The organism is Spirosoma foliorum (genome assembly GCF_014117325.1).
Lineage (GTDB): Bacteria > Bacteroidota > Bacteroidia > Cytophagales > Spirosomataceae > Spirosoma > Spirosoma foliorum.
The window spans coordinates 5770168-5795024 of record NZ_CP059732.1; the positions used below are offsets into that span (position 1 = coordinate 5770168).

The window sequence follows — 24857 nt, forward strand, 5'->3', positions numbered from 1 at the left end:
TCACTCTATTCATTCGACTTACTTATGAAATTTATAATTCCCAAAAGCTATCTGCTGCTTCCTTTCTTTCTGGGGCTGGGAGCATGTGGTAACTATTTAGATGTTAACGTAAGCCCCAATAACCCGACCACTGTTACGCCAGCGGTACTATTGGCTGGGGCCGAAGGTGGTAGCGCATTTGCAAACGCCAATGAATTAAATCGGTTTGCATCTGTTCTGGTGAACCAACTGGCAGGAGCCGCCAACAGCCCCGCAACGTACGACATTTTCCAAACGAACAGTGCTGACTTTGGCAACCAATGGACGGGTGAACTTTATAATGGACCTCTGATTAACTATCAGAAACTGATTGAGTTAGGCGATGCCACCAATTCAAAGGCTTACTCGGGTATTGCCAAGATTATGAAGGCCTATACGTTCAGTATTGCCACTGACGTTTGGGGCGATGTACCTTATTCGCAGGCATTATTAGGTGAAGCAAATACAACGCCCCGTCTGGACAAACAGGAGGATATCTACAAAGGCAATTCAACCCTGGGCATCCAGAGCCTTTTCGATCTTGTTCGTGAGGGCATCAAGGATCTCGACGCAACCTCAACCCTTAAGCCTGCGGGTGATGATATTATCTATGGCGGCAACCTGACCAAATGGAAACAGGCGGGCAACACGTTACTCCTGAAGTTTGCAGCAACCATTAGCCGAAAAGAACCCGCTCTGGCCGCTACGGTTATCAACGAAGTACTGACAGGCAGCAACTACATTACCAACAATAGTGGCGATATGAATTTCGCCTTTGGATCAAGTGTAGGCAGTCAGGATCCACGCTATACCTATACATTCGTTAGTTCGTTCCAGAATGACGAGCTATTAAGCACTCGTTATCTGAACTTGCTGACAGCGCTGAATGATCCACGGTTGCCAATCTTCTTTACCAAACCAGGAGCCAATTATGTAACGATTGACAATGGGTTTCGGGGTACCCTGCCAACACCCGTAGCCAACTGGTCTCGCTACAATAAATACGTTGTTGGTAATGCTGGTGAAGGCCCTGTTCGGTTAGTTACTAATTTCCAACGAGCATTTATTCTTGCTGAAGCTGCCTTGCGTCTGGGCACACCGGGCGATCCGCAGGCGCTGTACACAGAAGGCATTACAGCCTCAATGACGCTGGCGGGTTTAACTGCCGCTCAAATTACGGCCTACCTAACGGCTAACCCAACCGTGGCAACGCTGACAGGCACTACTGAAGAGAAGATCGCTCAGATTATAACTCAGAAATATATCGCCTTTACGGGTAACGGTCTGGAGGCTTGGAACGACTACCGTCGGACCGGTTATCCTGTTCTGCAACCGTCCCAGAATGCAGCTGGTATTGATGGCACCCGTCCAGTTCGGGCAGTTTACATCAGTAACGAAATTCAGCGTAATCCAAATTTCCCCAATCCATCACCACAGTCGAACGTGCGTATTTGGTGGGATATTGACTAGTTGCTAACGACTTCAAACACGTAATTGAATGAAAACATATCTAATAAAAGGCTTAATACTGGCTTTACTGGCTGGCGGAAGCTTCTCCTGCAAAGATGATTACATCTATAGTGATCTGGTTCGGGATAATCGTCCGGCCATTCCGGTAACGTTTACCGATGCTACTACCTACGGCTTCAATCCGTTCATTATCAGTTCTCTGGCGGCTGGTGGTCCTATTCAGTTCACCATGTCGATACCGGCATCGAGTGGTCGTACGATTAAAGAGATCACCAAAGTTGTGGGTGGTGCTACGGGCATCAACGTAGCTACGTTGAATGCAGCCACAGCCACAACAGCGTATAACGCAGCCCCTATAGCAGGTAATGGTACAACAGCCGTGTTTACCACAACGATTGCAGCCTTTAAGGCAAAATATCCAAGTGTGGCTACGACGCCAGTTGCGTTGCCGAACTATACAGAGATTCAGTTCTTATTTCTGGTAACCCTGGACGATGGTACCCAAATCGTACCTGAGCCGGTTCGGGTGCGCATTGTCAACTAAGTTTCGTGAACTTGATTTTTTGCCACAAAGCCCGCCGAACGTTTGGCGGACTTTGTGGTTTTTTGCGATATTATCTTAGCAAATGTATATTTTAGAGAAATGTTACCAGAACCTATGATGAATACACGAAAAAGTACTCTGCTATTCATACTGTTTTTTTTCTCCCTTCTTACTGCTTCTCAAGCCCAGTTGCCTATTCACACGACTCGCTGGAAAGGGCTCATCATGGCTCCCAATGCAATACAGGTAGTGGTAAGCTTTGGCAATGATACGTTATCGATCAAAACCGAAAGTGATAATCGGGTTCTGGAAACGATGCGCTATGAACAGGATGGCGATACCCTCTTTATTCAAAAAATTACCGGCCAAAGTTCCTGCGAGAACAATGCGCTGGCTCTGTATAAACTGGCTTATACTAACAATGGTGAGAGCTTTCTGTTAACGCCCATTAATGATAAATGTCCGGAGCGCCAACAAGCGTTTTCGTCAAAAACGCCCTTTATCCGAATACGCCCTGACCTAAATCAACCTCCTCAAAACTGGCCCTATCTTGATCCTAAACGCGATTCAGTAGCGGGCATCAGTTTATATAAGGCTTATGAGTTATTGAAAGATCGAAAGTCGGTTCCGGTGATTGTGGGGGTGCTTGACTCTGGAGTCGATATAACGCATGAAGACCTGCGGGATGTTATCTGGGTCAATCCGAAAGAGACTCCAGGAAACAGTGTTGACGATGATAAAAATGGGTATACCGACGATATTAATGGCTGGAACTTCATGGGAGCAAAAGATGGCACTACCTACGAATACGATCAGCCCGAGATTACCCAAACATATCTCGTACTCAGAAATAAATATGACAATGTGGATCCGGCCACAATTAAGCCTGCCGATAAGCGACAATACAATACCTTTCTGAGCGCTAAAAAGCAGTTTTTGCAACGGTACAAAGTCAGCTATCCTAAATACATAGCCTTCGCTGATACAGCGCAATTCTGGCGGGTTGCCCAACAAATTCAAACTCAATTACCGGATACAATTACGTCATCGCTTTCAATCAGTGCGATCAATTTTAGAACAGATTCGGTGGCAATTGCCGTCAAAAGTATTTTAGCCGATGCCTATTTACCACAGTACGGATCGTTTAAGTCATATCTCGGACTTGTTTGCAAAAACTGGACACGGTTCCGGCAGGCTATGGGCGGAGAGGCCGATATCGCTTACAACCCCGATTACAATCCACGTAAATCTGTGGGTGATAACCCAGCCGATCCAACTGAACGATATTACGGAAGTCCTAAAATGCTAATTGGTCAATCGCAGCAGTTGGCTATGCACGGAACCCATGTAGCGGGCATTATTGGCGCTGAGCAAGGGAATGGATTAGGGATAGATGGTGTTGCCGATAATGTTCGGATCATGCCGGTTTCGGTTGTCCCTTCCAATGGCGATGAACGCGATAAAGACGTGGCCAATGGCATTCGCTATGCCGTTGAGAATGGTGCCAAAGTAATTAATATGAGCTTTGGCAAACGACTATCTCCGTTCAAAGAGCAGGTTGATGCCGCCATTCGATTTGCGGAAGAGCACGATGTTCTGATCGTCCATGCGGCTGGCAACAACGGCGAAAACTACGATTCGCTGCCCGCCTACCCGTCTGCACGATACGAGAATGGGCAAATCGCAAAAAACGTGTTGGTTGTTGGCAATAGTACCTGGCGGGTTGGCAACAATCTACCGAGTCGGTCATCAAATTATGGCGTGCAAACGGTAGACATCTTTGCTCCCGGCACCGCTATTCTGTCGACATTGCCCCATAATCGATACGCCAGTTTCTCTGGCACCAGTATGGCATCGCCCATGACAGCCGGTGTGGCAGCCTTAATCCGTTCCTACTTCCCGAAACTAACAGCCGTTCAGGTCAGGGACATTTTGCTAAAAAGTAGCTACCAACCCGATGTAACCGTGCGCAAACCAGGTCGGTCCAACCAGCAAGTGCCTTTCAAAAGCCTGAGTCGTTCGGGTGGATTGCTTAATGCGTACGAAGCCGTGAAGATGATTCTGTCTGAACCGGGATTACATTGATCTGAACCGGGATTTTTATGATTACACTGATTAGCATGATTTCCTTTTACTAGACAAATCATAAAAATCAGTATAATCACAAAAATCCCGGTTCAGAATCACTTCAACTACCAATCAACCTCTTTCTTATCGTGCCAGAACTTGCCGGTTTCGGACTGAGGGGCTTCGGTGGCTAACCAGACGATGGTTTCGGCCCCTTTCCCAACGGGTCGGCTTGCATTTGAACCACCCATGTCGGTACGCACCCAGCCTGGATCAACGCAATTGACCGCTATATTCTCCCCTCGGAGTGCGCCTGCAAATTGCCTCGTTACGGCATTAAGCGCCGTTTTTGAGATGCTATACGCTGGGGCATAGGTTGTCATATCGTTAAGGGCACCTGCTCCGCTCGATACGTTAATGATACGTGCACCAGATTTACTTTTTTGCAGATGCTCCAGAAAATCCTGAATGACTAAAATAGGCCCGGTCACATTGGCTTTCAACGTTCGATCAAGCATTTCGGCATTCAGAGTCAGAATATCTCCGCCATGATCTTCGAGGACACCAGCATTATTAACGAGCACATCTAAATGGTCGGCCTGTTGCGAAAATGTACCACAAGCCGTTCGAATACTAACGGGATCAGTTACATCGAGATGTATGCACGTAGCATCATATCCTTCTTGACAAAGCTCTTCCGACGCTTCTCGCCCTTTAGCCATGTCTCGGGCACCTATGAATACCGTAAACCCACGTTGAGCGAGTTGCCGGGCAATTTCTTTTCCAATTCCTTTATTGGCCCCCGTAATCAGAGCCGTACGTTGAGGGTGAGTTTTCATGAGCAATTATCTGTGTAATTTGTGAAGTAAGGGTAGTGGGGTACTGAATAAGGTGAATACGTGAATGCTACAATACCTAACCCGTAATTTTCGAATCCACCTACTAAACTAAATCTCTACAGTCCAAAAATGTTTACGGAAATCAACCGTAAGCTCAAGTGATTGACCGTTTCCTAAGTGCTCTCACGAAATTTAGTAGTTTAGCAGCTAAACTTACTTAGTGATTTTAGCAACCGCTTACCAATGAAATTATTTTCTTCAATACTGGTCCTTACATTTCTAGCCGCTAGTTCAACCATGGGGCAAACGGGTTCGGGCAACACGACGGCATCTCCTAATCGCCAGCAGGAGCTCTATGACCAATACCACGGCATTAATAAGAAAACAACTACTAACAATACAGCTCCTACCACAATGGATCGCGCCAAGCAGAGAGAACAGGCGCCGACAAAGACGAAACCAGCCGTTGTAACGACACTAACTCAACCAACGGAGACGGCATCCCTAAATCGATCAAAAAAAATAGCAGACACTAATACGCCATCTGGCGTTCGGATTGGTATTCGGGGCGGAGTTACGTATCCAGTTTTTACGGAAACAGTAGCTGGTGTTGATCCAGAAATTGGCTTTATTGGTGGGTTGACCTTCAATTTCGGGTCAGGGAACGTCTCGTTCCAACCTGAAATCAACTACGCTCGTTACGCCAATAAAGTAACCAATTTTATCACCTACAAGAATGCCATAGATTACCTTGAGGTGCCTTTATTTCTGAAATTCTCCACAGGAACGTATGCCGGGAATCGCTTTTTCCTGAACGTAGGCCCTTATGCAAACTATGCACTAAGTGCGAGTCAGGATGGAAAGAAACAATCGCTTGATGGCGCCAAAGGACGCTTTGGCTTTGGGGCAGGGGCAGGCGTTGGCGCTGCGATAAAAGCTGGACCTGGACATGTTACGATTGAAGTTCGTGGCCTGTACTCATTAGGGGATACAGACAACGGGTTCAATACAGATTCTAAAACAATCTTCGGGCAGGGAACACTAGGGTACATATTCCCTCTCGGACGATAACAAAAAACTTTCTCATAGAGTGGGTTTTTAGAATGGCGACAACCACTTGGGTGTCGCCATTTTTGTTATGTCATTTCCAGCGCCTACTCCTATCAATAGATTGGCCTCTGGACAAATCATGTTATACAGAGCTGATCCTATAGGGATCGTATGTTTGTAGATATGTATCTTAATGATCAGCCGCATGCCGTAGGTATGCAACAACAGCGAATGATTGCATACCTACGGCATGCGAGCCAAAATTGTTCGTTCTATGTCCTATAAACATTCGATACCTAACGGCATCGTTAACGAGTGCTAATTGATTATAACTCTCGTTAAACAAATCGGAATAAACAGGAGCGCTTTATAAAAAATGGGCGAGAATGAGTGGCAGCTAAGCCCACACATTCTCGCCCTCACCTATGTATATAACATACACCCTATATCATACATCAAAACAGTAATTTCCAACCGTTAAAGAAAAGATCTTTCCCGGGCTGGCCAGACCAATTATGCTGCTCTTCTGTAGCGGTCTCGACTACCTCGAGCTTACGCCCATCTTTTTGCACGACAATGGCCGAAATACCTTTTTCAGCCAACGACCGGCAAATATTTTTAGTGGTTTCAGTTACGTTACCTGCTACTAGTCCTACTGTGGTTTCGTTGGTTTTCATGGCCTTCTAGTTTATTGTATGTGCAAACAACTTTTTAAATAAATTTTTTAAATGGGTTCCCCCAGCGCTTTCGTCGCTTTCACGATCTGTTTCGTCAATTGGCAAACATCTGTTTCGCCAATTACCTGCGAGTAACGAGCTCCTACCCGATCCCAAGCCTCAGAAATCTCAGGCTGAATGGCTTCCCCTTCCAGCGTTGGGTAGATTAATGTTCGTTTTCCTTCTGATTCCCGCCGAACAAACCGTTTCTGCTCCAGTTTTTCCACCAATCGAGTAATCGTTGACGGCGTCAGACAGAGCGTTTCGCTCAATTCTGATGGGGTAATACCCGGTTGAGCTACCACTTCACATAACATGTATGCATGTGAATAGCACATCCCAAAGCGACCAAATTCTTCATCACCAATAGCTGTAATGGCTCGAGCCAATGCATTTGCCGAAAACAGTAGACAGGCACTATAACGTGAGGCTAGTTTATTTTCTTCAGCTACGGCAGCTTCCTGGTTGTTCATAATTCATTCCCCAATTGTTGAAACAAAGGTAGGAAGCGATATTTGTATGTGCAAACAATATTTAAAAAAAAAGTAATAGGAGCGAGGAGTTAGGACCGGGCCGCCGAAGCGGTGAGAATTCATCCGGCAATAATCTGTTTGCGCCAGCCATTCTCACCGCTTCGGCGGCCCGGTCCTAACTCCTCGCTCCTATTACTTCCTGGGAAGATGTACCTCAGTCATCATACACCGGGCTGACCCTCCTCCATTTGCCTCAATTACCGATAGATTGAAATGAACGAGCGTGGCATAATCATCTAGCTGATCGATTTGCTTGGGCGTTAGCGACTCAAACGCGCGAGTCGACATGACGAGGAGTTTCTGACCTTTGCCGTTGGTAATCATGAGCATATTGCCCGCAAAAGCGGCCATTTGCTCCAACGAAATCTCAATCACACGTTTGTTCAGGCCTTCCAGTTCCTGGCGAACCATAAGGCGTTCGTCGGGGTCGCTGATGGCCGCAAGGCAGACAATAGCACACGACTCGGCGATACACATCAGCACATTTGTGTGGTAAATTGCCTGGCCATTGGCATCTGCCGAATGAAATACCACCGTACGATAGCCCGTCTGGCGGCTAAATTCGGCCACTACATCTGGATGCGTTCGGGGCGAAAGACTGGCAAAGGCAACCCGGTTCATCCGATCAAGCACCAGACTTCCGGTCCCTTCCAGAAACTTACCCTCCTGCTCAAAGTAGGTTAAGTCAATGATAGTATCAACGTGAAACCGCTCGCTGAGATCATCAATAATATCCTGCCGACGTTCGAGTCGGCGGTTTTCAGCCTGCATTGGATACAACACCACCCGACCGCTCGCATGGAAGGAAACCCAGTTGTTTGGGAAAATCGAGTCAGGTGTATGCGGCTCAACCGTGTCTTCATACACCATTACATCGATACCCATGGCCTGCAATTGCCGAGTCATCTCATCAAATTCTTGCTGGGCGTCTTCCTGCGCTGTACCCTTCGTTTGCGCAGCCAGTTGACTATCCTGAAAGGCGTTGGACTCTGCCGTCTGTTCGTTAAATCCAAAACGAACAGGGCGAATCATTAAGATATGGGAAGTAGCCTGAGATTGCATAATAATCTGTGAGTCAGTTAGCTGGAAAATCGGTTAGTGCATGATGCCGAATCCGTCAGCAAATTAGCACCGATACATCAATTGTTCAACGATTCATGCAAAGAGTCCTATATTGTTCACGTAACATTTACACTAGACGAACCTATATATCTGCTCTAAGCAGCGGTAAACTCATGCAATGTGACCCTCCCCGCGCTCGGCTTAACTCGGCCGAAGGAAGCATAATGAATGTATTTTCAATGGTTTCGGGCGATGACTGTCCTTTTTCGAAACGCGCCAGCAACTTGGCCACGCCAATCACCTCAAAACCAGCCGCCCGGAACGCATCGGCCGTTTTTTCGTTTCGATCATACCCCACCACTACGCCATCTTTGAGCGCTAATAAATTACAGGAATCGGTCCATTGCTCGCGAGCGCCAAACGGAAACTCATTATTTCCCGAATAAATGAATTGTACAGGTTCAGTGGCGCCAAGATCGTTTTTGCTAATATCAGTCAGCAAATCCTCCAGGTTTTCGATTTCGATCGGTTTGTGCTCTATACCCTTAATAAACTGGAGAATTTTTAAATCCTCTGAAACGTCTTTAGGGGCAAAAAAGTGAATAACGTCCCGTTTCCTGGCTTCATCGCCCGTACGCGCCAGCGCTCCGAGCAACACCCATACATTACGTTTTACCTGAGTGAACACCGTATCGATGTGCATGTAATCCCGCTTCTTGGGAATTTTAATGATCGTTACTTTATCAACCAGATTCTTGTTGAAAACCAAGCGCATGACCTGCTGAGCGGCATACAGCGTAGTACGTTCGCTAACGCCAATAATCAAATGCCGCTTGGCAATCATCATGACATCGCCCCCTTCTAAGGTAGAGCGGGTTACGTCGCGATTTACGTCAATATCTGGTAGCAGAAAGGCGTGTTCGTTATCAGGAATCTCAATGATTTTATCCTGATAACCCGCAAAAAGTGGGTGGTGAAAGAATATATATTGTGCTAGTAGCGCTTCTCGGGTGCGGGCTGGTTTAGCCGGTTTATTGAGCAGGATATGATCGTTGATGACAATGCCAATGTCGCGCGTAAAAATAAAATTTGGTAAGGGCGCAAAGAGCATTGTCAGATCGGGTAACGAGCCTGAAATCATAATTTTCGCCAGTTCGGCAGGCTCATACTGACCCAATTGTTGCTGGGTATAAAATGATGTCCGTTCAATTCCACAAATGGCTGCAATCAGGCGAATACGAATGGTTTCATCAGCCAGAATATCGGCCAGTAGCAGCTGAATATCAATTACTTTATCGGATTTAAAATAATCGGCGTGATCGGGTTTAAAAAATGAGCGATCAGAATCAGGACCAATGGTAGCTATTTTACCCCGCACTTTCTCTGGGTCCAGAAAATAGAGCAGAATCTTGACATAATAATCATACTCATCCCGACGCATCATGTCCAGATGTACAATGTCTTCGAAAAGCCAGTCCTGCGCTTTTGAAGGCACAACCTTACCCAAACCCCGATCTGGGCTATGAATCAGCAAACGCTTTAGTGTGCCTATTTCAGAAGAAACATTAATATAATGTATAGCTGAATTGGTAACGGTAGCCGTTGCAGCTTGTCCTGAATCAGTCGATTTCTGTTCGCTTCTCATAGGTAAGTCCGAAAATAAGTTCGGGAAGTGCAAGGTAAAGGATTGAGCGTGGAAAAAAAATGAAACCAGTTTATCCCTAGTTTATGAAATAAATCAGCCAGGAAAACAGCCATTTTTCAGAAATCATTACAGTAAATACGCCCTCAGATCTATTTTTCGCATACATATAAAAGTCAAATTCAGCTTTATTTAGGTCATTAGTAATTCATGGTATACAAATTGCGACAAAAACTAAAATTGAACTTTTAATATAAAACATAGAACATAATTACCTTTAATTTACGAAATCACGATTTAATATCACTATTATTATCTCCACTTGCCTATCGGCATATTTTTTGCCTATTGATACATGTTGTTGTATCTAGAAATCAAATGCATATGCCCACTTTTACTGCCAAAAGGATTCATTGGCTGTTACTGCTATTTATAGGCTTGCTAACAAGTTCGTTACCAGGCTTGGGACAGACAATTACAGGAACAGTCTATAGGGACTTTAATAGTGATGGTGTTTACGCCAGCATACCAGCCTCAGGTACTTATTCCTACGGCGAACCCGGTGTAGGTGGAGTAACTATTACCGCCTATAATGCAGCTGGGGCAGCTATAGCTACCACCACCAGTAGTACGGTTGCTGCATCGTTGGGAACTTATACACTTACAGTGGGTAATACAGGCCCGTATCGGGTTGAGTTTGTCAACCTCCCAACGGGCTATTTCGATGGTCCACGTGGCACAGGAAGCGGGACTTCGGTTCAGTTTGTGGCAAGCTCACCCGCTAGCAATGTCAATTTAGGGATCAATTACCCAACCGATTACTGTCAGGCGGCTCCAAACTTTCTTGTACCCTGCTATGTAAATGGAGATCCATTAGGTGGCGGAAGTTCAGGGACGCAAGGGGTACTCGTTACCTTACCCTATAACAGTACAGGCGACTCTCCGGCAGAATTTGCCATTGCAACCAATGCCCAGATAGGCACCGTATTTGGCGTTGCCTACCAGCGAACATCCAAAGTACTATTTACGTCAGCCTTTGTTAAACGACACTCTGGTCTTGGAACGGGCGGTGCTGGCGCTATTTATATCACAAAGCCGGGTTCAGGCACTACCTATAGCAGTGCTCTGTTTACAACCCTGCCAACCGCCACAACGGCTGTTGCTCTCAGCGCGACAACAGGGGGAAGCACCGTTACTGTTTCTACCACCGTTGGCTCTAATGTAGCCAGAGGATTGCCTGCTGCCACAACGACACTAAACCATGATCCATCTGCATTTGATCAGGTGGGGAAAGCAGGTTTGGGCGATATTGAAATTTCGGAGGATGGTACGCAGTTATATGCCGTTAATTTAGGTGATCGTCGCTTATACCAAATCCCGATTATTAATCCAACCAGCCTTAGCCCATCGGCTGGCACCCCAACGAGCTTTTCCTTACCCGCCGTCACACAGGCCACTGGTAGTGTGTTGCGTCCATTCGCGTTGAAAGTATACAGAGGGCGTGTTTACGTAGGGGCTGTTACGACTAATGAAGCTGTATCAACAACTGTAAGCGCAGGCACAGGGTCAACTGGGGGCTCTACGCCGATGATTACCCGAGACCCATCGAGTATGGTAGCCTATGTCTTTGAGTTTAATCCGGTCAATTCCAGCTTTACAACCGTACTCTCATTTCCACTTAGCTATACCAAAGGAGCTTCGGATAATGACCAAACGGGAGTGAGTCGTGCAGATCGCTGGTATCCCTGGACGGATGTTCAGGCGGCTACCGGACTGATTCCTAATCGCTACGCACGAAATTCAGGCAGCTTTAGTTACCCGCAACCTATGCTAACTGGAATTGAGTTTGATGTAGATGGATCAATGATTCTCAGCATCCGCGACCGTTTTGGTGATCAGTATGGAAATAATAACCTGGGTACCAATGTTTCAGATAATAGCTCGTTGTTCAGAGCTATTTCACCAGGTGATATTTTACGGGCTGGACAATGTACACCAGGCGTGAATCAATGGACAATAGAGAATAATGCCCGTATTTGTTCGGGTACAGCAACCCTTGGTGCAAATACAAACCAAGGACCTGGTGGAGGTGAATATTATTACAGTGATGGTATTGCGATACCATCTATTGCAAACCCATATCACGCTGAAATGAGTGAGGGTGGCTTGGCGTTATTTCCAGGTCGCGATGAAGTTGCGTCTATTGTTCTCGACCCAACCAGCAATGTTGATTCAGGGGGCATCCGGCGGTTCAAAAACTCGGATGGTTCGGGTAGCCCTTCTACCAGTGTACAAATCTATTATAGTGGTGATGTAGCCACGTACGGAAAAGCAAATGGTCTGGGTGATGTTGAACTAAACTGCGATGAGCCCCCTATTCAAATCGGTAACCGTGTCTGGATCGATAGTAATAACAATGGGATACAAGATCCGGGTGAAGCTCCTTTAGCGGGCATACAAGTTACCTTAACCGGACCAGGCATAACAGGAAGTGTTAGTGTAACAACGAACGCAGCTGGTGAATACTACTTTTCGAGTGCTATTAGCAGCACCGCAGCAACGGGTTTCGCCTATAACCTGACGGGTTTGACGGCAGGTAGTTCTTACTCTCTGACATTCCCAACAAGTGCTAGTGCAGGCGCATTGACCTTGAGCGGCAAGCCAGATTCTGCAACAGGCACTAATTCTGACCATATTGACACCGACCCCAATACGGCAGGCGTAGTCAGTTTCACGCTGGGACAAGCCGGTCAAAATAACTTCTCTTACGATGCGGGCTACGTTCCTCCTGCCAGCCTTGGCGATTACGTTTTTGTTGATGCCAATAAGAATGGTATTCAGGATACAGGCGATACCCCAATTCAGGGCGTGAAAGTAACATTGTACACGAATGGGGTAGCCTCTGCCACGACTGTTACCAATGCGAGTGGGCTCTATAGCTTCACGGGCCTGACGCCTTCTACCAGCATAAGTTATGCTGTAGGTTTCGATACGCCAACTGGCTATACCGCAACGACGCCTTTATCGGGTACAGATAAATCGAAGGATTCCGACCCAGTAAACGGTATTACGGCTCCTGTTAACCTGACTGCTGGTGAAAACAATATCACACTGGATGCAGGCTTCTATCTGATTCCTGCCAGACTGGGCGATTATGTGTTCCTAGATGCCAACAAAGACGGTATCCAGAATACAGGCGATACCCCAATTCAAGGGGTGACTGCTATCCTTTATATTAACGGGGTTGCTTCGGCAACTACGGTGACCAATGCATCTGGCTTCTACTCCTTCACGGGGCTGACTCCTGGTAGCAGCTTATCGTACTCCGTTGGCTTCACGGCTCCGGCAGGCTACACGGCTACACTAGCTAATCAGGGAACTGACGATACTAAAGATTCGGATGCGGACCCAATCACTGGAATAACTCAGTCGGTAACACTATCCCCAGCTGAGTTTAACCCAACGCTGGATGCAGGCTATTATATCCCAACAGCGGGATTAGGCGATTATGTATTCTTAGATGCCAACAATGATGGTATTCAGAATACGGGCGATACACCAATCCAGGGTGTCACCGTTACACTCTATACCAATGGGGTAGCCTCGGCAACCACCGTCACTAACGCCAGCGGATTCTACTCTTTCACCGGATTAACGCCAGGCAGCAGCTTATCCTATTCGGTCGGTTTTACCACCCCAAGTGGTTACACACCAACGCTGGCCAATGCGGGTAATGATGACACTCTTGACTCTGATGCTGACCCAATTACAGGTCGTACTCAGTCAGTAACCCTGGCACCTAGTGAGTTTAACCCAACGCTCGATGCGGGTTTCGCCATACCATCGGCGGAGCTAGGCGATTATGTCTTCTTAGATGTCAACAAGGATGGTATCCAGGACGCAGACGACTCCCCAATTCAGGGCGTAACGGTAACACTCTATATCAACGGAGTAGCCTCGGCAACTACCGTGACCAATGTTGACGGGCTCTATTCGTTCACGGGCCTAACACCCGGTAACAGTTTCTCCTACTCGGTAGGCTTCACGGCTCCAGCAGGCTACACCGCTACGCTGGCTAACGCTGGAACCGATGATGAACTGGATTCGGATGCGGACCCAATCACTGGCAGAACTCAATCGGTAACACTGGCTCCCGGTGAGTTTAACCCAACACTCGATGCAGGCTACTATATCCCAACAGCAGGTCTGGGTGACTACGTGTTCCTCGATGCCAATAAAGATGGTATTCAGAATACAGGCGATACGCCAATCCAGGGCGTGACGGTAATTCTGTACACAAATGGAGTCGCTTCGGCCACTACGGTAACCAACGCCAGCGGACTCTATTCCTTTACGGGGCTGACGCCTGGTAGCAGTTTATCCTATTCAGTCGGTTTCACGACGCCAGCAGGCTACACGGCCACTACACCGTTGAGTGGCACAAACAAAGCGACCGACTCAGATGCTGATCTCGTCACGGGAAGAACGGCTTCGGTAACGCTGGCTCCGGGTGAGTTTAACCCAACACTAGATGCGGGTTATTATATCCTGCAGACTACCCTCGAGCTCGATAAATTCGTCGATAAGTCCAAAGCCAAACTCGGTGATATCCTCACCTATGCTGTGGTCATCACCAACACTGGTAGCACGACCGCGACCAATGTGGTTGTCACCGATTCCTCAACCACGGGATTGACTTACAACCCAACCTCGGTCACCGCACCTACCGGCACTACCTTCTCCCTGGGAACACCCAACAGCACCTGGACCATTCCCAGCCTCAGCCCAGGACAGAGCCTATCTTTAATCATTCAAGCTAGAGTCGATAGCGCCGGTATCCTCTACAACAAGGCCTATATCCCAGGCGACACCGCTACCGTTTGCAGCTCCATTCCCTTTGTGATGTGCGCTGGCGATTCCTATGCCTTCACCCTGACGGCTCCAACCGGACGGTCTTCCTACAAGTGGTACAAGGATAATGTGGAGATTGTGGGACAGACCACCAATGTGCTCGAAGTAACCGCCCCCGGTACCTATAGCCTGGCCGTTGACAATGTGACCGGAAAATGTCCTGACTTCAGCTGCTGTCCCTTCATTGTCGAGGAGGACTCCCTGCCTACCTTCCAGGCACTGGCTACGCCTGTCACCTGTGTGGCCAACACCCCACAGGCCAATGGCCAGATCACCCTGTCGGGTTTCAAGGCCGCTTACACCTATCAATACTCGCTGGGCAGCACCTTCAATCAGGCAGCCTCCTTATCGGGTGCAGCTAAAGCGATTCCAGCGGGTGGGGTGATTGTGAGCAATCTGGTGAATCCCGCGGTGGCCCAGGCTTACACGGTTCGGGTCTACAACGCATCGGGCTGTTACACGGATGTAACGGTGATGTTGATGCCGACGGTTTGTGGTTGTCCGGCCGATGTGTGTGTGCCCTATGTGATCACTCAATCCAAGAGAGCCAAACGTATTGGCGATCCTAGATAAATAGCTTTCCCCTACATAATAAAGACTCCTGAGGTAGTACTTCAGGAGTCTTTATTATGTAGGGGAAAAAGAAGTCTAATATACTAAATCAAGAAACAGTTAAACACGAAATATCATATTTACATCTCTAAAGACACAAAATAGTATACTCACTAACCAATCTGTTGGCATATCTTTTGATATCCGGCCCATAAGTAACCACAATTAAATTGTAAGAAACTATAAGCAGAATAAACCTGCACATATCCAATAATAGATACTATTTTATTAATGACACATCAATTCGGCATTTCCTTTGACTGTTTACATAGCGAAATTCTATTCATGATATCCGATAGATTGTTTGACTATGTTAACATCTACAAAGAAGTTTTTACAAGTCCTCTTCTTCATACCTTTCGTAACAGTCTTAGGAACGCTAACAAGCTATGGACAGACGATTACAGGTACTGTTTTCCGGGACTTCAATAGTGATGGTGTTTATATGAGCATCCCAGCCTCCGGAACCTATGCTTATGGCGAACCTGGTGTTGGAGGAATAACTGTTACTGCGTATAATGCTGCAGGAACGGCAGTTGCCACAACAACAAGTAGCACGGTGGCGACCTCCCTGGGTACGTATACGCTGACGGTGGGCAACACCAATGCTTATCGTGTGGAATTCAGCACACCCACGGCCTTAAACTATTTTAATGATGGCTTTCATACAGCCAGTGGATCAGGCACATCCGTTCAGTTTGTTAATGGTGGTGCTACAAGCATTAATTTTGGCGTAAGCACCCCTACTGACTATTGCCAGGACACACCTCCGCTAGCTGTCCCTTGCTATGTAAGTGGTGATCCTCAATCAACTACAGCAAATAATGCTCTCAAAAGCGCAGATGTTTTAGTCAATGTACCCTATAATTCGTCAGGGGCATCAGCGGCTATTACCCACTTAGCTACTGCCGTTGAACTAGGTAGCGTGTTTGGAGCTGCCTACCAACGAGAAACTAAAAAACTATTTACAGCCGCCTTTTTAAAACGGCACGTAGGTCTCGGATCTGGCGGTTTGGGTGGTATCTATGTAACGAGCAACATCACATCAAGCACAGCTACAAATGCGCTCTATGTCGATTTAGAAAACGCCCCCTTTAGTCTTGATCTGGGCCAATCGACCATAGCAGGACGTGTACTACCAGGTAACGCTATTACGTCGAGTACTGACCCATTAGCCTTTGATGCAGTTGGTAAAATTGGGTTGGGTGGTCTGGCTATGTCTTCTGATGGAAAAACCTTATATGCCATTGATCTTAAAAATCGACAACTGCTGGCGCTGGCTATTGGCAATCCTGCCAAATCGAGTTTTGTGGCATCTGATCTGACGAAAATTGCCATTCCCGATCCAGGTTGTACCAATGGTGTTGGCCGACCATTTGCGGTGGCAATCAATAACGGTAAAGTCTATATAGGTGTTGTATGTACAGGCGAAACCTCGGCATCAGGGGTTACGGCTGGCACTGACTTATCTGCCTATGTGTATGCTATGCCAGAAGGAGCAACGTCGATACCAACAACGGAGATATTCACCTTCCGCCTAAACTACAACAAAGGACGAATCCACAAAGGTGACGCAGCGTTAGGATCAGCTTGGGAGCCCTGGGCATCGACATTTAACCAAATACATCAGGGTAGTTCATCTACAGTGGGGGTGCGAGCAGCTCGAGCTCAACCTATGCTATCAGACATTAGCTTCACCGATAACGGGGATATGCTGCTCGCCTTTATGGACCGTGGTGGCCACCAATTGGGTTACAAACAACGTAGTACCACTGATGTAAGCGCTTCCCCTAACTTATTAAATGGGTACATCGGTGGCGATCTGTTACGGGCCCATTACAACGGTACAGCCTGGGTATTAGAAAACAACGCTACTGTGGGCTCATTAACTAGTGCAGGCGCTGGTAACGGTCAGGGACCAAGTACACCGACTTCCACGGGCTACACGAGTAGTACTACAACCTCGGGCGAATTTTACTATACAGAAAACTTCATCGGAATTCTTACCACGGGTCAGCCTCCCGAAGAAATTCATCAGGAAACCATAACAGGCAGTGCGCTATCTATTCCTGGGTTAAACCAGACAGTTACTACTGTTATGGACCCCCTTAGTGTCTTTTCTGGTGGATTTAGCTGGTTCAATAATATAACAGGTAGTGATGACAGACGTGCCCAAATCTTCAATTCTACTTCCGATGGTATCACATTTGGTAAGGCTAACGGATTAGGGGTTATCAAAGCACTCTGTAATCCGGCTCCTATTCAAATTGGTAACCGTGTCTGGATCGATAATAATAACAATGGTATTCAAGATCCGGGCGAAGCTCCTCTGGCTGGCGTAAAGGTCACTTTAACAGGACCGGGTGTTACAGCTGGTATCAGTGTAACAACCAACTCGGCAGGTGAATATTATTTCTCGAATACAACGGGGACCGCTGCAACTGGTTTCGCATATAGCTTAACAGGTTTGACCAGCGGCAGCTCTTATTCGCTTAGCTTTCCAACTACCTTCAGTACAGTGGTGCTCAGTACCAAGCCAAACACGGCAACTGGAGCCAACGCCAGCAATATTGATACGGACCCTAATGCAGCTGGCCTAATTATCTTCACACTAGGTCAATCTGGTCAAAACAATTATTCGTATGATGCCGGTTATGTTATTCCCCCTGCTAGCCTGGGCGACTATGTATTCCTCGATGCCAATAAAGATGGTATTCAGAACACAGGTGATACGCCAATTCAGGGCGTAACCGTTATCCTGTACACGAATGGTGTTGCCTCGGCAACCACCGTTACGAACGCCAGTGGGCTCTACTCCTTCACTGGACTAACACCAGGAAGCAGCCTATCCTACTCGGTTGGCTTTACCACGCCAACAGGTTATACCGCTACTACCCCACTCAGCGGTACCGATAGGACTAAAGACTCCGATGCTGATCTAATCACAGGAAGAACGGCATCGGTAACCCTAGCTCCAGGCGAGTACAACCCAAATCTCGATGCTGGTTATTATCTAATACCTGCTGGTTTAGGTGATTACGTCTTCTTAGACGCCAATAAAGATGGCATTCAGAATACAGGAGACACTCCACTCCAGGGTGTGACGGTAGTCTTGTACACGAACGGAGTGGCCTCGGCAACTACAGTGACCAATGCATCTGGGCTCTATTCCTTTACCGGACTAACTCCTGGCAGTAGCTTATCGTACTCGGTGGGCTTCACTACCCCAACAGGTTATACCGCTACTACCCCACTCAGCGGTACCGATAGGACTAAAGATTCTGATGCCGATCTCATTACGGGTCGAACAGCCTCAGTAACGCTAGCTCCGGGTGAATTCAACCCAACGCTGGATGCGGGTTACTACATCCCTTCGGCTGGACTAGGTGATTATGTCTTCTTAGATGCAAACAAAGATGGTATCCAGAACACGGGGGATACCCCAATTGCCGGAGTAACGGTAGTTCTCTATACCAACGGAGTAGCCTCAGCAACTACCGTGACCAATGCCAGCGGGCTCTATTCCTTCACGGGGCTGACTCCCGGTAGCAGCTTATCGTATTCCGTTGGCTTCACGGCTCCGGCAGGCTACACCGCTACGTTGGCTAATCAGGGGACCGATGATACTAAAGATTCGGATGCGGACCCCATCACAGGAAGAACTCAGTCAGTAACGCTAGCTCCGGGTGAGTTTAACCCAACCCTCGATGCGGGTTATTATATCCCAACAGCCGGATTGGGCGACTATGTGTTCCTTGATGCCAATAAAGATGGTATTCAGAATACGGGAGACACTCCACTCCAGGGCGTAACTGTTACACTCTATACTAATGGTGTTGGCTCGACTACCGCGGTCACCAATGCGAGTGGGTTCTATTCCTTTACTGGGCTAACTCCTGGTAGCAGCTTGTCCTATTCAGTAGGTTTCACTACTCCCGCAGGCTATACCGCTACGCTAGCCAACCAGGGAAGTGATGATACCAAAGATTCGGATGCGGACCCCATTACCGGCAAAACTCAGTCGGTAACACTGGCTCCAGCTGAGTTTAACCCAACGCTCGATGCAGGTTATTACATTCCTTCGGCTGGATTAGGTGACTATGTATTCTTAGATGTCAACAAGGACGGCATCCAGAACACAGGCGATACACCACTCCAGGGTGTGACGGTAATCTTGTACACCAACGGAGTAGCCTCGGCAACCACCGTTACTAACGCCAGCGGATTCTACTCTTTCACCGGATTAACACCAGGTAGTAGCTTATCGTACTCGGTTGGCTTCACCGCACCAGCTGGCTATACTGCTACGTTAGCTAATCAGGGAACCGATGACACCAAAGATTCTGATGCCGATCTCATTACGAGTCGAACAGCCTCAGTAACGCTAGCTCCGGGCGAGTTTAACCCAACCCTCGATGCAGGCTACTACATCCCTTCGGCTGGCCTGGGTGATTACGTGTTCCTAGATGCCAACAAAGACGGTATTCAGAATACAGGCGACACCCCAATCCAGGGCGTGACCGTAGTCCTGTACACCAATGGGGTCGCTTCGGCTACGACCGTGACCAATGCATCTGGGTTCTACTCTTTCACCGGACTAACCTCTGGGAGCAGTTTATCGTACTCCGTCGGCTTCACGGCTCCGGCTAGCTACACCGCTACGCTGGCCAACCAGGGAACTGACGATACTAAAGATTCCGATGCTGATCCGATAACAGGCCGTACTCAGTCAGTAACACTGGCTCCAAACGAGTACAATCCAACGTTGGACGCGGGCTTCATCCTCCCACCAACCACCCTCGAACTCGATAAATTCGTCGATAAGTCCAAAGCCAAACTCGGTGATATTCTCACCTACTCAGTGGTCATCACCAACACTGGTAGCACGACCGCGACCAATGTGGTTGTCACCGATTCCTCAACCACGGGATTGACCTACAACCCAACCTCGGTCTCCGCACCTACCGGCACTACCTTCTCCCTGGGAACACCCAACAGCACCTGGACCATTCCCAGCCTCAGCCCAGGACAGAGCCTCTCCTTAATCATTCAAGCTAGAGTCGATAGCGCCGGTATCCTCTACAACAAGGCCTATATCCCAGGCGATACCGCCACCGTTTGTAGCTCCATTCCCTATGTGATGTGCGCTGGTGATTCTTATGCCTTCACCCTCACAGCGCCAGCAGGACGCTCATCGTATAAGTGGTACAAGGATAATGTGGAGATCGTGGGCCAGACCACCAATGTGCTCGAAGTAACCGCCCCCGGTACCTATAGCCTGGCCGTTGACAATGTGACCGGAAAATGTCCTGACTTCAGTTGTTGTCCCTTCATTGTCGAGGAGGACTCCCTGCCTACCTTCCAGGCACTGGCTACGCCTGTCACCTGTGTGGCCAACACCCCACAGGCCAATGGTCAGATCACCCTGTCGGGTTTCAAGGCCGCTTACACCTATCAATACTCGCTGGGCCGCACCTTCAATCAGGCAGCTTCCTTATCGGGTGCAGCCAAAGCGATTCCAGCAGGTGGGGTGATTGTGAGCAATCTGGTGAATCCAGCGGTGGCCCAGGCCTACACGGTTCGGGTCTACAACGCATCGGGCTGTTACACGGATGTAACGGTGATGTTGATGCCAACGGTTTGTGGTTGTCCGGCCGATGTGTGTGTGCCCTATGTGATCACCCAATCCAAGAGAGCTAAACGAATTGGAGATCCTAGATAAACGGAGATAGAGCGCTTAAAATGACAAGAGCCCGGCATGTGCCGGGCTCTTGTCATTTTAAGGAGTTTGCAATCAGCACTCACCTATCTATCCAGCAACAGCTAAATCGCTCATTTACGACCAGCTACCCAGCCTTCTAAAACTATAATCAAAAAATCGTGTGACTCTCCCAACACTTTAGTCGTCAAAGAATTATAAATAAAGAACTATACCGATAAACAAGCATATCCTTACCTATCCGTTCCTATATTTTTCCTAATACGTTATACGATTTCAGCTTATATCCAACTGGTACAATTATCACTCTAGTATTCATGAAGCCCATATTCTCGCTCTTTTTCCCTCCTAAACCAACGTTATCTTTTAGAGAGGAATCATGGCGATATACAACCAGCTACAGATTATTATCAACGTTACTGCTCTCCCTGATTTTACTGTTTTATGGCTCTGCCAGCTACGCCCAATTAAGCGATAATGTCTTGCCAGAATTTACGATGAATAAGGTGGCTAATGCAGATCAGCAAAATCTGATTGTAGAGGCAAACGTTGTTTCATTATCCGCCAGCCTTTCACTGAATAAGTCCGTCAATAAGTCAAACGCCAAACTTGGTGATGTGCTGACTTATACTGTTGTGGTGAGCAATACGGGTACCACCAACGCCACCAATGTAATTGTTCGGGACTCCAGTAGCACTGGTTTGCGCTATGTAACCGGTTCATCTACCGCACCAGCGGGAACTACCTTTACCCAAGGCAGTCCGATTAGCACCTGGACTGCGGCTTCTTTATCGGCAGGTCAGAGTTTAAGTATGACTTTTCAAGCCGTTGTCGACAGCTCCGGCATATTGTATACGCAGGCAACTCTACTCGGCAATACCGCTACGGCCTGCACTTCTGTCCCGATCATCGTCTGCACGGGAGATAAGTATGCGTTCCAGCTGACGGCCGCCCCCGGTCGTTCATCGTACCAGTGGTTCAAAAATAATGTGGCTATTACTGGCCAGACTACGAATACATTAACTGTAACTGCCCCTGGAACCTATAGCTTAGCAACAGATAATGTTTCTGGCAAATGTCCCGACTTTAGCTGTTGCCCCTTCGTAATTGAAGAAGACACCCTCCCGACTTTCCGGGTCACAGCCACACCTGCCACTTGCGTAAGTAATCAAACTCAAGCCAATGGCAAAATCACGCTAAGCCGGTTTACTTCTGGCTACACCTATCAATATTCATTAGGTACCGACTTCAACGAAACAGCTCCTTTGTCGGGTCCAGCGAAAGTAATTCCTGCCAATGGCATAATTGTCAATAATCTGGTGAATCCCACGATAACCCAAGCCTACAGCGTGCGTGTTTACAATGCAGCAGGTTGCTATACAGAGATGACTGTACTGCTCCCCCCAACAATCTGCGGCTGTCCGCCAGACGTGTGCGTACCGCTAGTCATTAAGCAATCCAAACGGCCAAAACGAATTGGCGATTCCAGATAGTTAATTGCTTCGTTCTAAAAATAAAGTCCACCAGATAGGCTGGTGGACTTTATTTTTTAGAAATATGAGCTATCCCGAATTGTAAGGGATTAGCTCATTCTACAATGGGTTGGTTTTGCCAGTGCTTTTCTTCACTAGAATCGGTGAATTCTAGATTGGAGAAGTGAGCGTTATATTTTCGTCAACTCTAAAGTGACTGTGTAGGTCTCATCTTTGCCATCACCATCAAAATCTTCTTGCTCTTTCCCTGATAGCTTCAGGACATTACCGCTGATAGCAGTATCGTAGGTCGTTACATCGGCACCACTCGTCAGGGTCAGCTTAGTTCCATCCAGTTTCCAGGTCGAGTTATCTTCAACGGGGTTAATATCCGTTGAGGCCGAACATTTAGCTCCCGGTGTTCCGGTTACCTTTCCGCCCGAGTTAAATATGATGGTTGTGCCAGTCAAACAATCAACTAAATCATTACCAGCACCATTAGGCAACGATTTGAAATAGGCCAGAAGGTCTGTACTTTTTTGGCCCGTTCCTAAAAAGTCGACGCCGGGATCGATTTTATAACCTGATATTTTCCAGCTTCCTTCAACGGACGATGTTGTCGGTGTTACAGTATCATCACCGCCTTTTTTACAACTACCGAACCATAGTGGCATGGCAACAACAAGTGCCCAGGCCATCAAACGACATGCATTGGCTTTTTTCATACTCTGTTAAAAACGTTAAGACTTATTTACCGATTCGAAACTATTATCTCTCTTAACGCGCCTTAAAAAGTGTTGAGCCAACGGTAAACAATGCTTAGCGAACGGTAACATTGCGAAAAAGGCAAAAAAAAACGGGCCCTCATCAGGGCCCGTTTTTCTTAATCACTAAAGCGCTTACTGCTTCTTTAACTCCATTGTATAGGTGTACACAGTCGTACTTGGCGCAGGGTAGTTTAAGGTTCCCTGCCATTGCAATTTGAGAATACCTCCCGTATTTGACACAACTGTATACTCTGTTTTGGTGCCGTCTCCTTTCGTAACTGTCAGCTTTTTATCGACCAATGTCCATTTGCTCGTCGCATCGACGCCGGTAAACGTGCTAATGGGCACCCCAATCGCTTCGCAGGTCGTTGGACTATCCGTTGTGGCATCTCCACCGGTTTTGAAAGTTAGTGTAATATCAGTCAGGCAGGTCGTATTATTAAAAAGCAGTTTCGAGGCTGCAATCAGATCACTATACAAGCCTAATGCCTTCGGGTCTATAGTAAGTGAAGTGACTTTATAACTTCCTTCTATGGTTGTCGTAGCAACAGTTGGGTTATCATCGTCTTTCTTGCAACTGTCGAACCCGAGGAACATTGTTAGCAGTAATGCCCAGATTAATAACTTAGATGTGTTGAGTTTTCGCATTGACTTTTGGCTGTAAGAGGTGATTAATTAGGTTTAATGTCAAACATAGGTAACTAAATATGAAATTGTGCAGCTGCGATGCAAGCCTGTTGACTACCAGCAAATGAATTACACAACGAAGTAAAAGGAAAAACAGGTCTATTTTTCAGAAAAACGCTATTTTTTCACTCACACACTTATTTTCGAGGGTTTTCTTTCTGATTCCGATATTTATCCCACTCTCCAAGCAATACCGTTGACACAATTATAGAAATGGAAATTATAAAGTAAAGCAGCGAACTGCTTTTGGAGCCAACCAACGTTATAACTTTACGTCGCTATTACTTTTACAACCTTATATATTCGCTTCATGCTCATAACAACTACTCCTAATATTGAAGGCAAGCATATCATAAAATACGTAGGTCTGGTGAATGGAGAGGCCATTATTGGGGCCAACCTCGTAAAAGATTTCTTTACTACTATTCGCGATGTAGTTGGAGGGCACTCAGGTGCTTATGTGCAGGCACTTCGCGAAGCTAAAAGTATTGCGCTCAAGGAAATGATTGATCAGGCCACTCGCCTGGGTGCAAATGCAATTATTGGCATTGATTTAGATTACCAAACGATCGGCAGTAATGGCGCCATGCTCATGGTCAGTGCCAATGGTACAGCCGTCATTGTCGATTAAACCTTACGCTTAATTTTTGACCCACATTTGATTCGTTTCCAGTAAGGAAATAATTGTAGACGCTCTGGTTCTTATTTTTCATTAAGCTGCGTTTATGGTTCTTTCTATTGATCCTCA

15 protein-coding genes are annotated in these 24857 nt (G+C 47.2%); 8 read left to right on the forward strand and 7 right to left on the reverse strand.

Features of this window, described 5'->3' with window-relative positions; genetic code table 11:
• Positions 1-24 precede the first annotated feature (24 nt).
• The 3 genes from H3H32_RS24460 to H3H32_RS24470 all read left to right on the forward strand — a co-directional run bounded on the left by H3H32_RS24460 (position 25) and on the right by H3H32_RS24470 (position 4117).
• Positions 25-1488, forward strand: coding sequence for a SusD/RagB family nutrient-binding outer membrane lipoprotein (locus H3H32_RS24460; RefSeq protein ID WP_182458260.1), 1464 nt, complete (start codon positions 25-27; stop codon positions 1486-1488).
• Between the two features lie 28 nt (positions 1489-1516).
• Positions 1517-2032 carry a hypothetical protein gene (locus H3H32_RS24465; protein ID WP_182458262.1) on the forward strand — a complete coding sequence of 172 codons (516 nt, stop codon included), beginning with the start codon at positions 1517-1519 and terminating at the stop codon, positions 2030-2032.
• 117 nt (positions 2033-2149) lie between these two features.
• A complete protein-coding gene (locus H3H32_RS24470; RefSeq protein ID WP_182464467.1) occupies positions 2150-4117 on the forward strand; it encodes a S8 family peptidase in 1968 nt (655 codons plus the stop codon).
• A gap of 107 nt (positions 4118-4224) precedes the next feature.
• Here H3H32_RS24470 and H3H32_RS24475 read toward each other — a convergent pair whose 3' ends face one another.
• The gene (locus H3H32_RS24475) at positions 4225-4938 is read right to left on the reverse strand and encodes an SDR family oxidoreductase (RefSeq protein ID WP_182458264.1); all 714 of its coding nucleotides are present in this window, start codon (positions 4936-4938) and stop codon (positions 4225-4227) included.
• A gap of 243 nt (positions 4939-5181) precedes the next feature.
• On the opposite strand from H3H32_RS24475, the gene H3H32_RS24480 reads away from it, so the two are divergent.
• Positions 5182-6009: a porin family protein gene (locus H3H32_RS24480; RefSeq protein WP_182458266.1), complete on the forward strand. Its 828-nt coding sequence runs from the start codon at positions 5182-5184 to the stop codon at positions 6007-6009.
• A gap of 434 nt (positions 6010-6443) precedes the next feature.
• Here the strand turns inward: H3H32_RS24480 and H3H32_RS24485 are convergent, their stop codons facing one another.
• From H3H32_RS24485 to H3H32_RS24500, 4 genes are all read right to left on the reverse strand, one after another.
• Positions 6444-6665, reverse strand: a complete 222-nt coding sequence (locus H3H32_RS24485) for a hypothetical protein (protein WP_182458268.1) — start codon at positions 6663-6665, stop codon at positions 6444-6446.
• 47 nt (positions 6666-6712) lie between these two features.
• Positions 6713-7177 carry a MarR family winged helix-turn-helix transcriptional regulator gene (locus H3H32_RS24490; protein ID WP_182458270.1) on the reverse strand — a complete coding sequence of 155 codons (465 nt, stop codon included), beginning with the start codon at positions 7175-7177 and terminating at the stop codon, positions 6713-6715.
• A 192-nt stretch (positions 7178-7369) separates the two neighbouring features.
• Positions 7370-8299, reverse strand: a complete 930-nt coding sequence (gene ctlX, locus H3H32_RS24495; protein ID WP_182458272.1) for a citrulline utilization hydrolase CtlX — start codon at positions 8297-8299, stop codon at positions 7370-7372.
• A 142-nt stretch (positions 8300-8441) separates the two neighbouring features.
• On the reverse strand, positions 8442-9944 hold the full coding sequence (locus H3H32_RS24500; protein WP_240543478.1) for an arginine deiminase family protein: 1503 nt from the start codon (positions 9942-9944) through the stop codon (positions 8442-8444).
• Between the two features lie 381 nt (positions 9945-10325).
• Here H3H32_RS24500 and H3H32_RS24505 point away from each other — a divergent pair, with 381 nt between their 5' ends.
• The 3 genes from H3H32_RS24505 (at position 10326) to H3H32_RS24515 (ending at position 22676) form a co-directional block, all read left to right on the forward strand.
• A complete protein-coding gene (locus H3H32_RS24505) occupies positions 10326-15425 on the forward strand; it encodes an SdrD B-like domain-containing protein (RefSeq protein WP_220472561.1) in 5100 nt (1699 codons plus the stop codon).
• Positions 15426-15774: 349 nt separating this feature from the next.
• Positions 15775-21186, forward strand: a complete 5412-nt coding sequence (locus H3H32_RS24510; protein WP_182458284.1) for an SdrD B-like domain-containing protein — start codon at positions 15775-15777, stop codon at positions 21184-21186.
• Positions 21187-21500: 314 nt separating this feature from the next.
• Entirely contained in the window at positions 21501-22676 is a 1176-nt protein-coding gene (locus tag H3H32_RS24515) for a DUF11 domain-containing protein (protein ID WP_182458286.1), read from the forward strand.
• A gap of 170 nt (positions 22677-22846) precedes the next feature.
• On the opposite strand, the gene H3H32_RS24520 is transcribed toward H3H32_RS24515, so the two are convergent.
• Complete coding sequence (locus tag H3H32_RS24520; protein ID WP_182458288.1) at positions 22847-23380, reverse strand: lipocalin-like domain-containing protein; 534 nt, start codon at positions 23378-23380, stop codon at positions 22847-22849.
• A gap of 174 nt (positions 23381-23554) precedes the next feature.
• On the reverse strand, positions 23555-24070 hold the full coding sequence (locus tag H3H32_RS24525; RefSeq protein ID WP_182458290.1) for a lipocalin family protein: 516 nt from the start codon (positions 24068-24070) through the stop codon (positions 23555-23557).
• A 349-nt stretch (positions 24071-24419) separates the two neighbouring features.
• Between H3H32_RS24525 and H3H32_RS24530 the strand changes: the two genes are divergently transcribed.
• Positions 24420-24740: a heavy metal-binding domain-containing protein gene (locus H3H32_RS24530; RefSeq protein WP_182458292.1), complete on the forward strand. Its 321-nt coding sequence runs from the start codon at positions 24420-24422 to the stop codon at positions 24738-24740.
• Positions 24741-24857 lie beyond the last annotated feature (117 nt).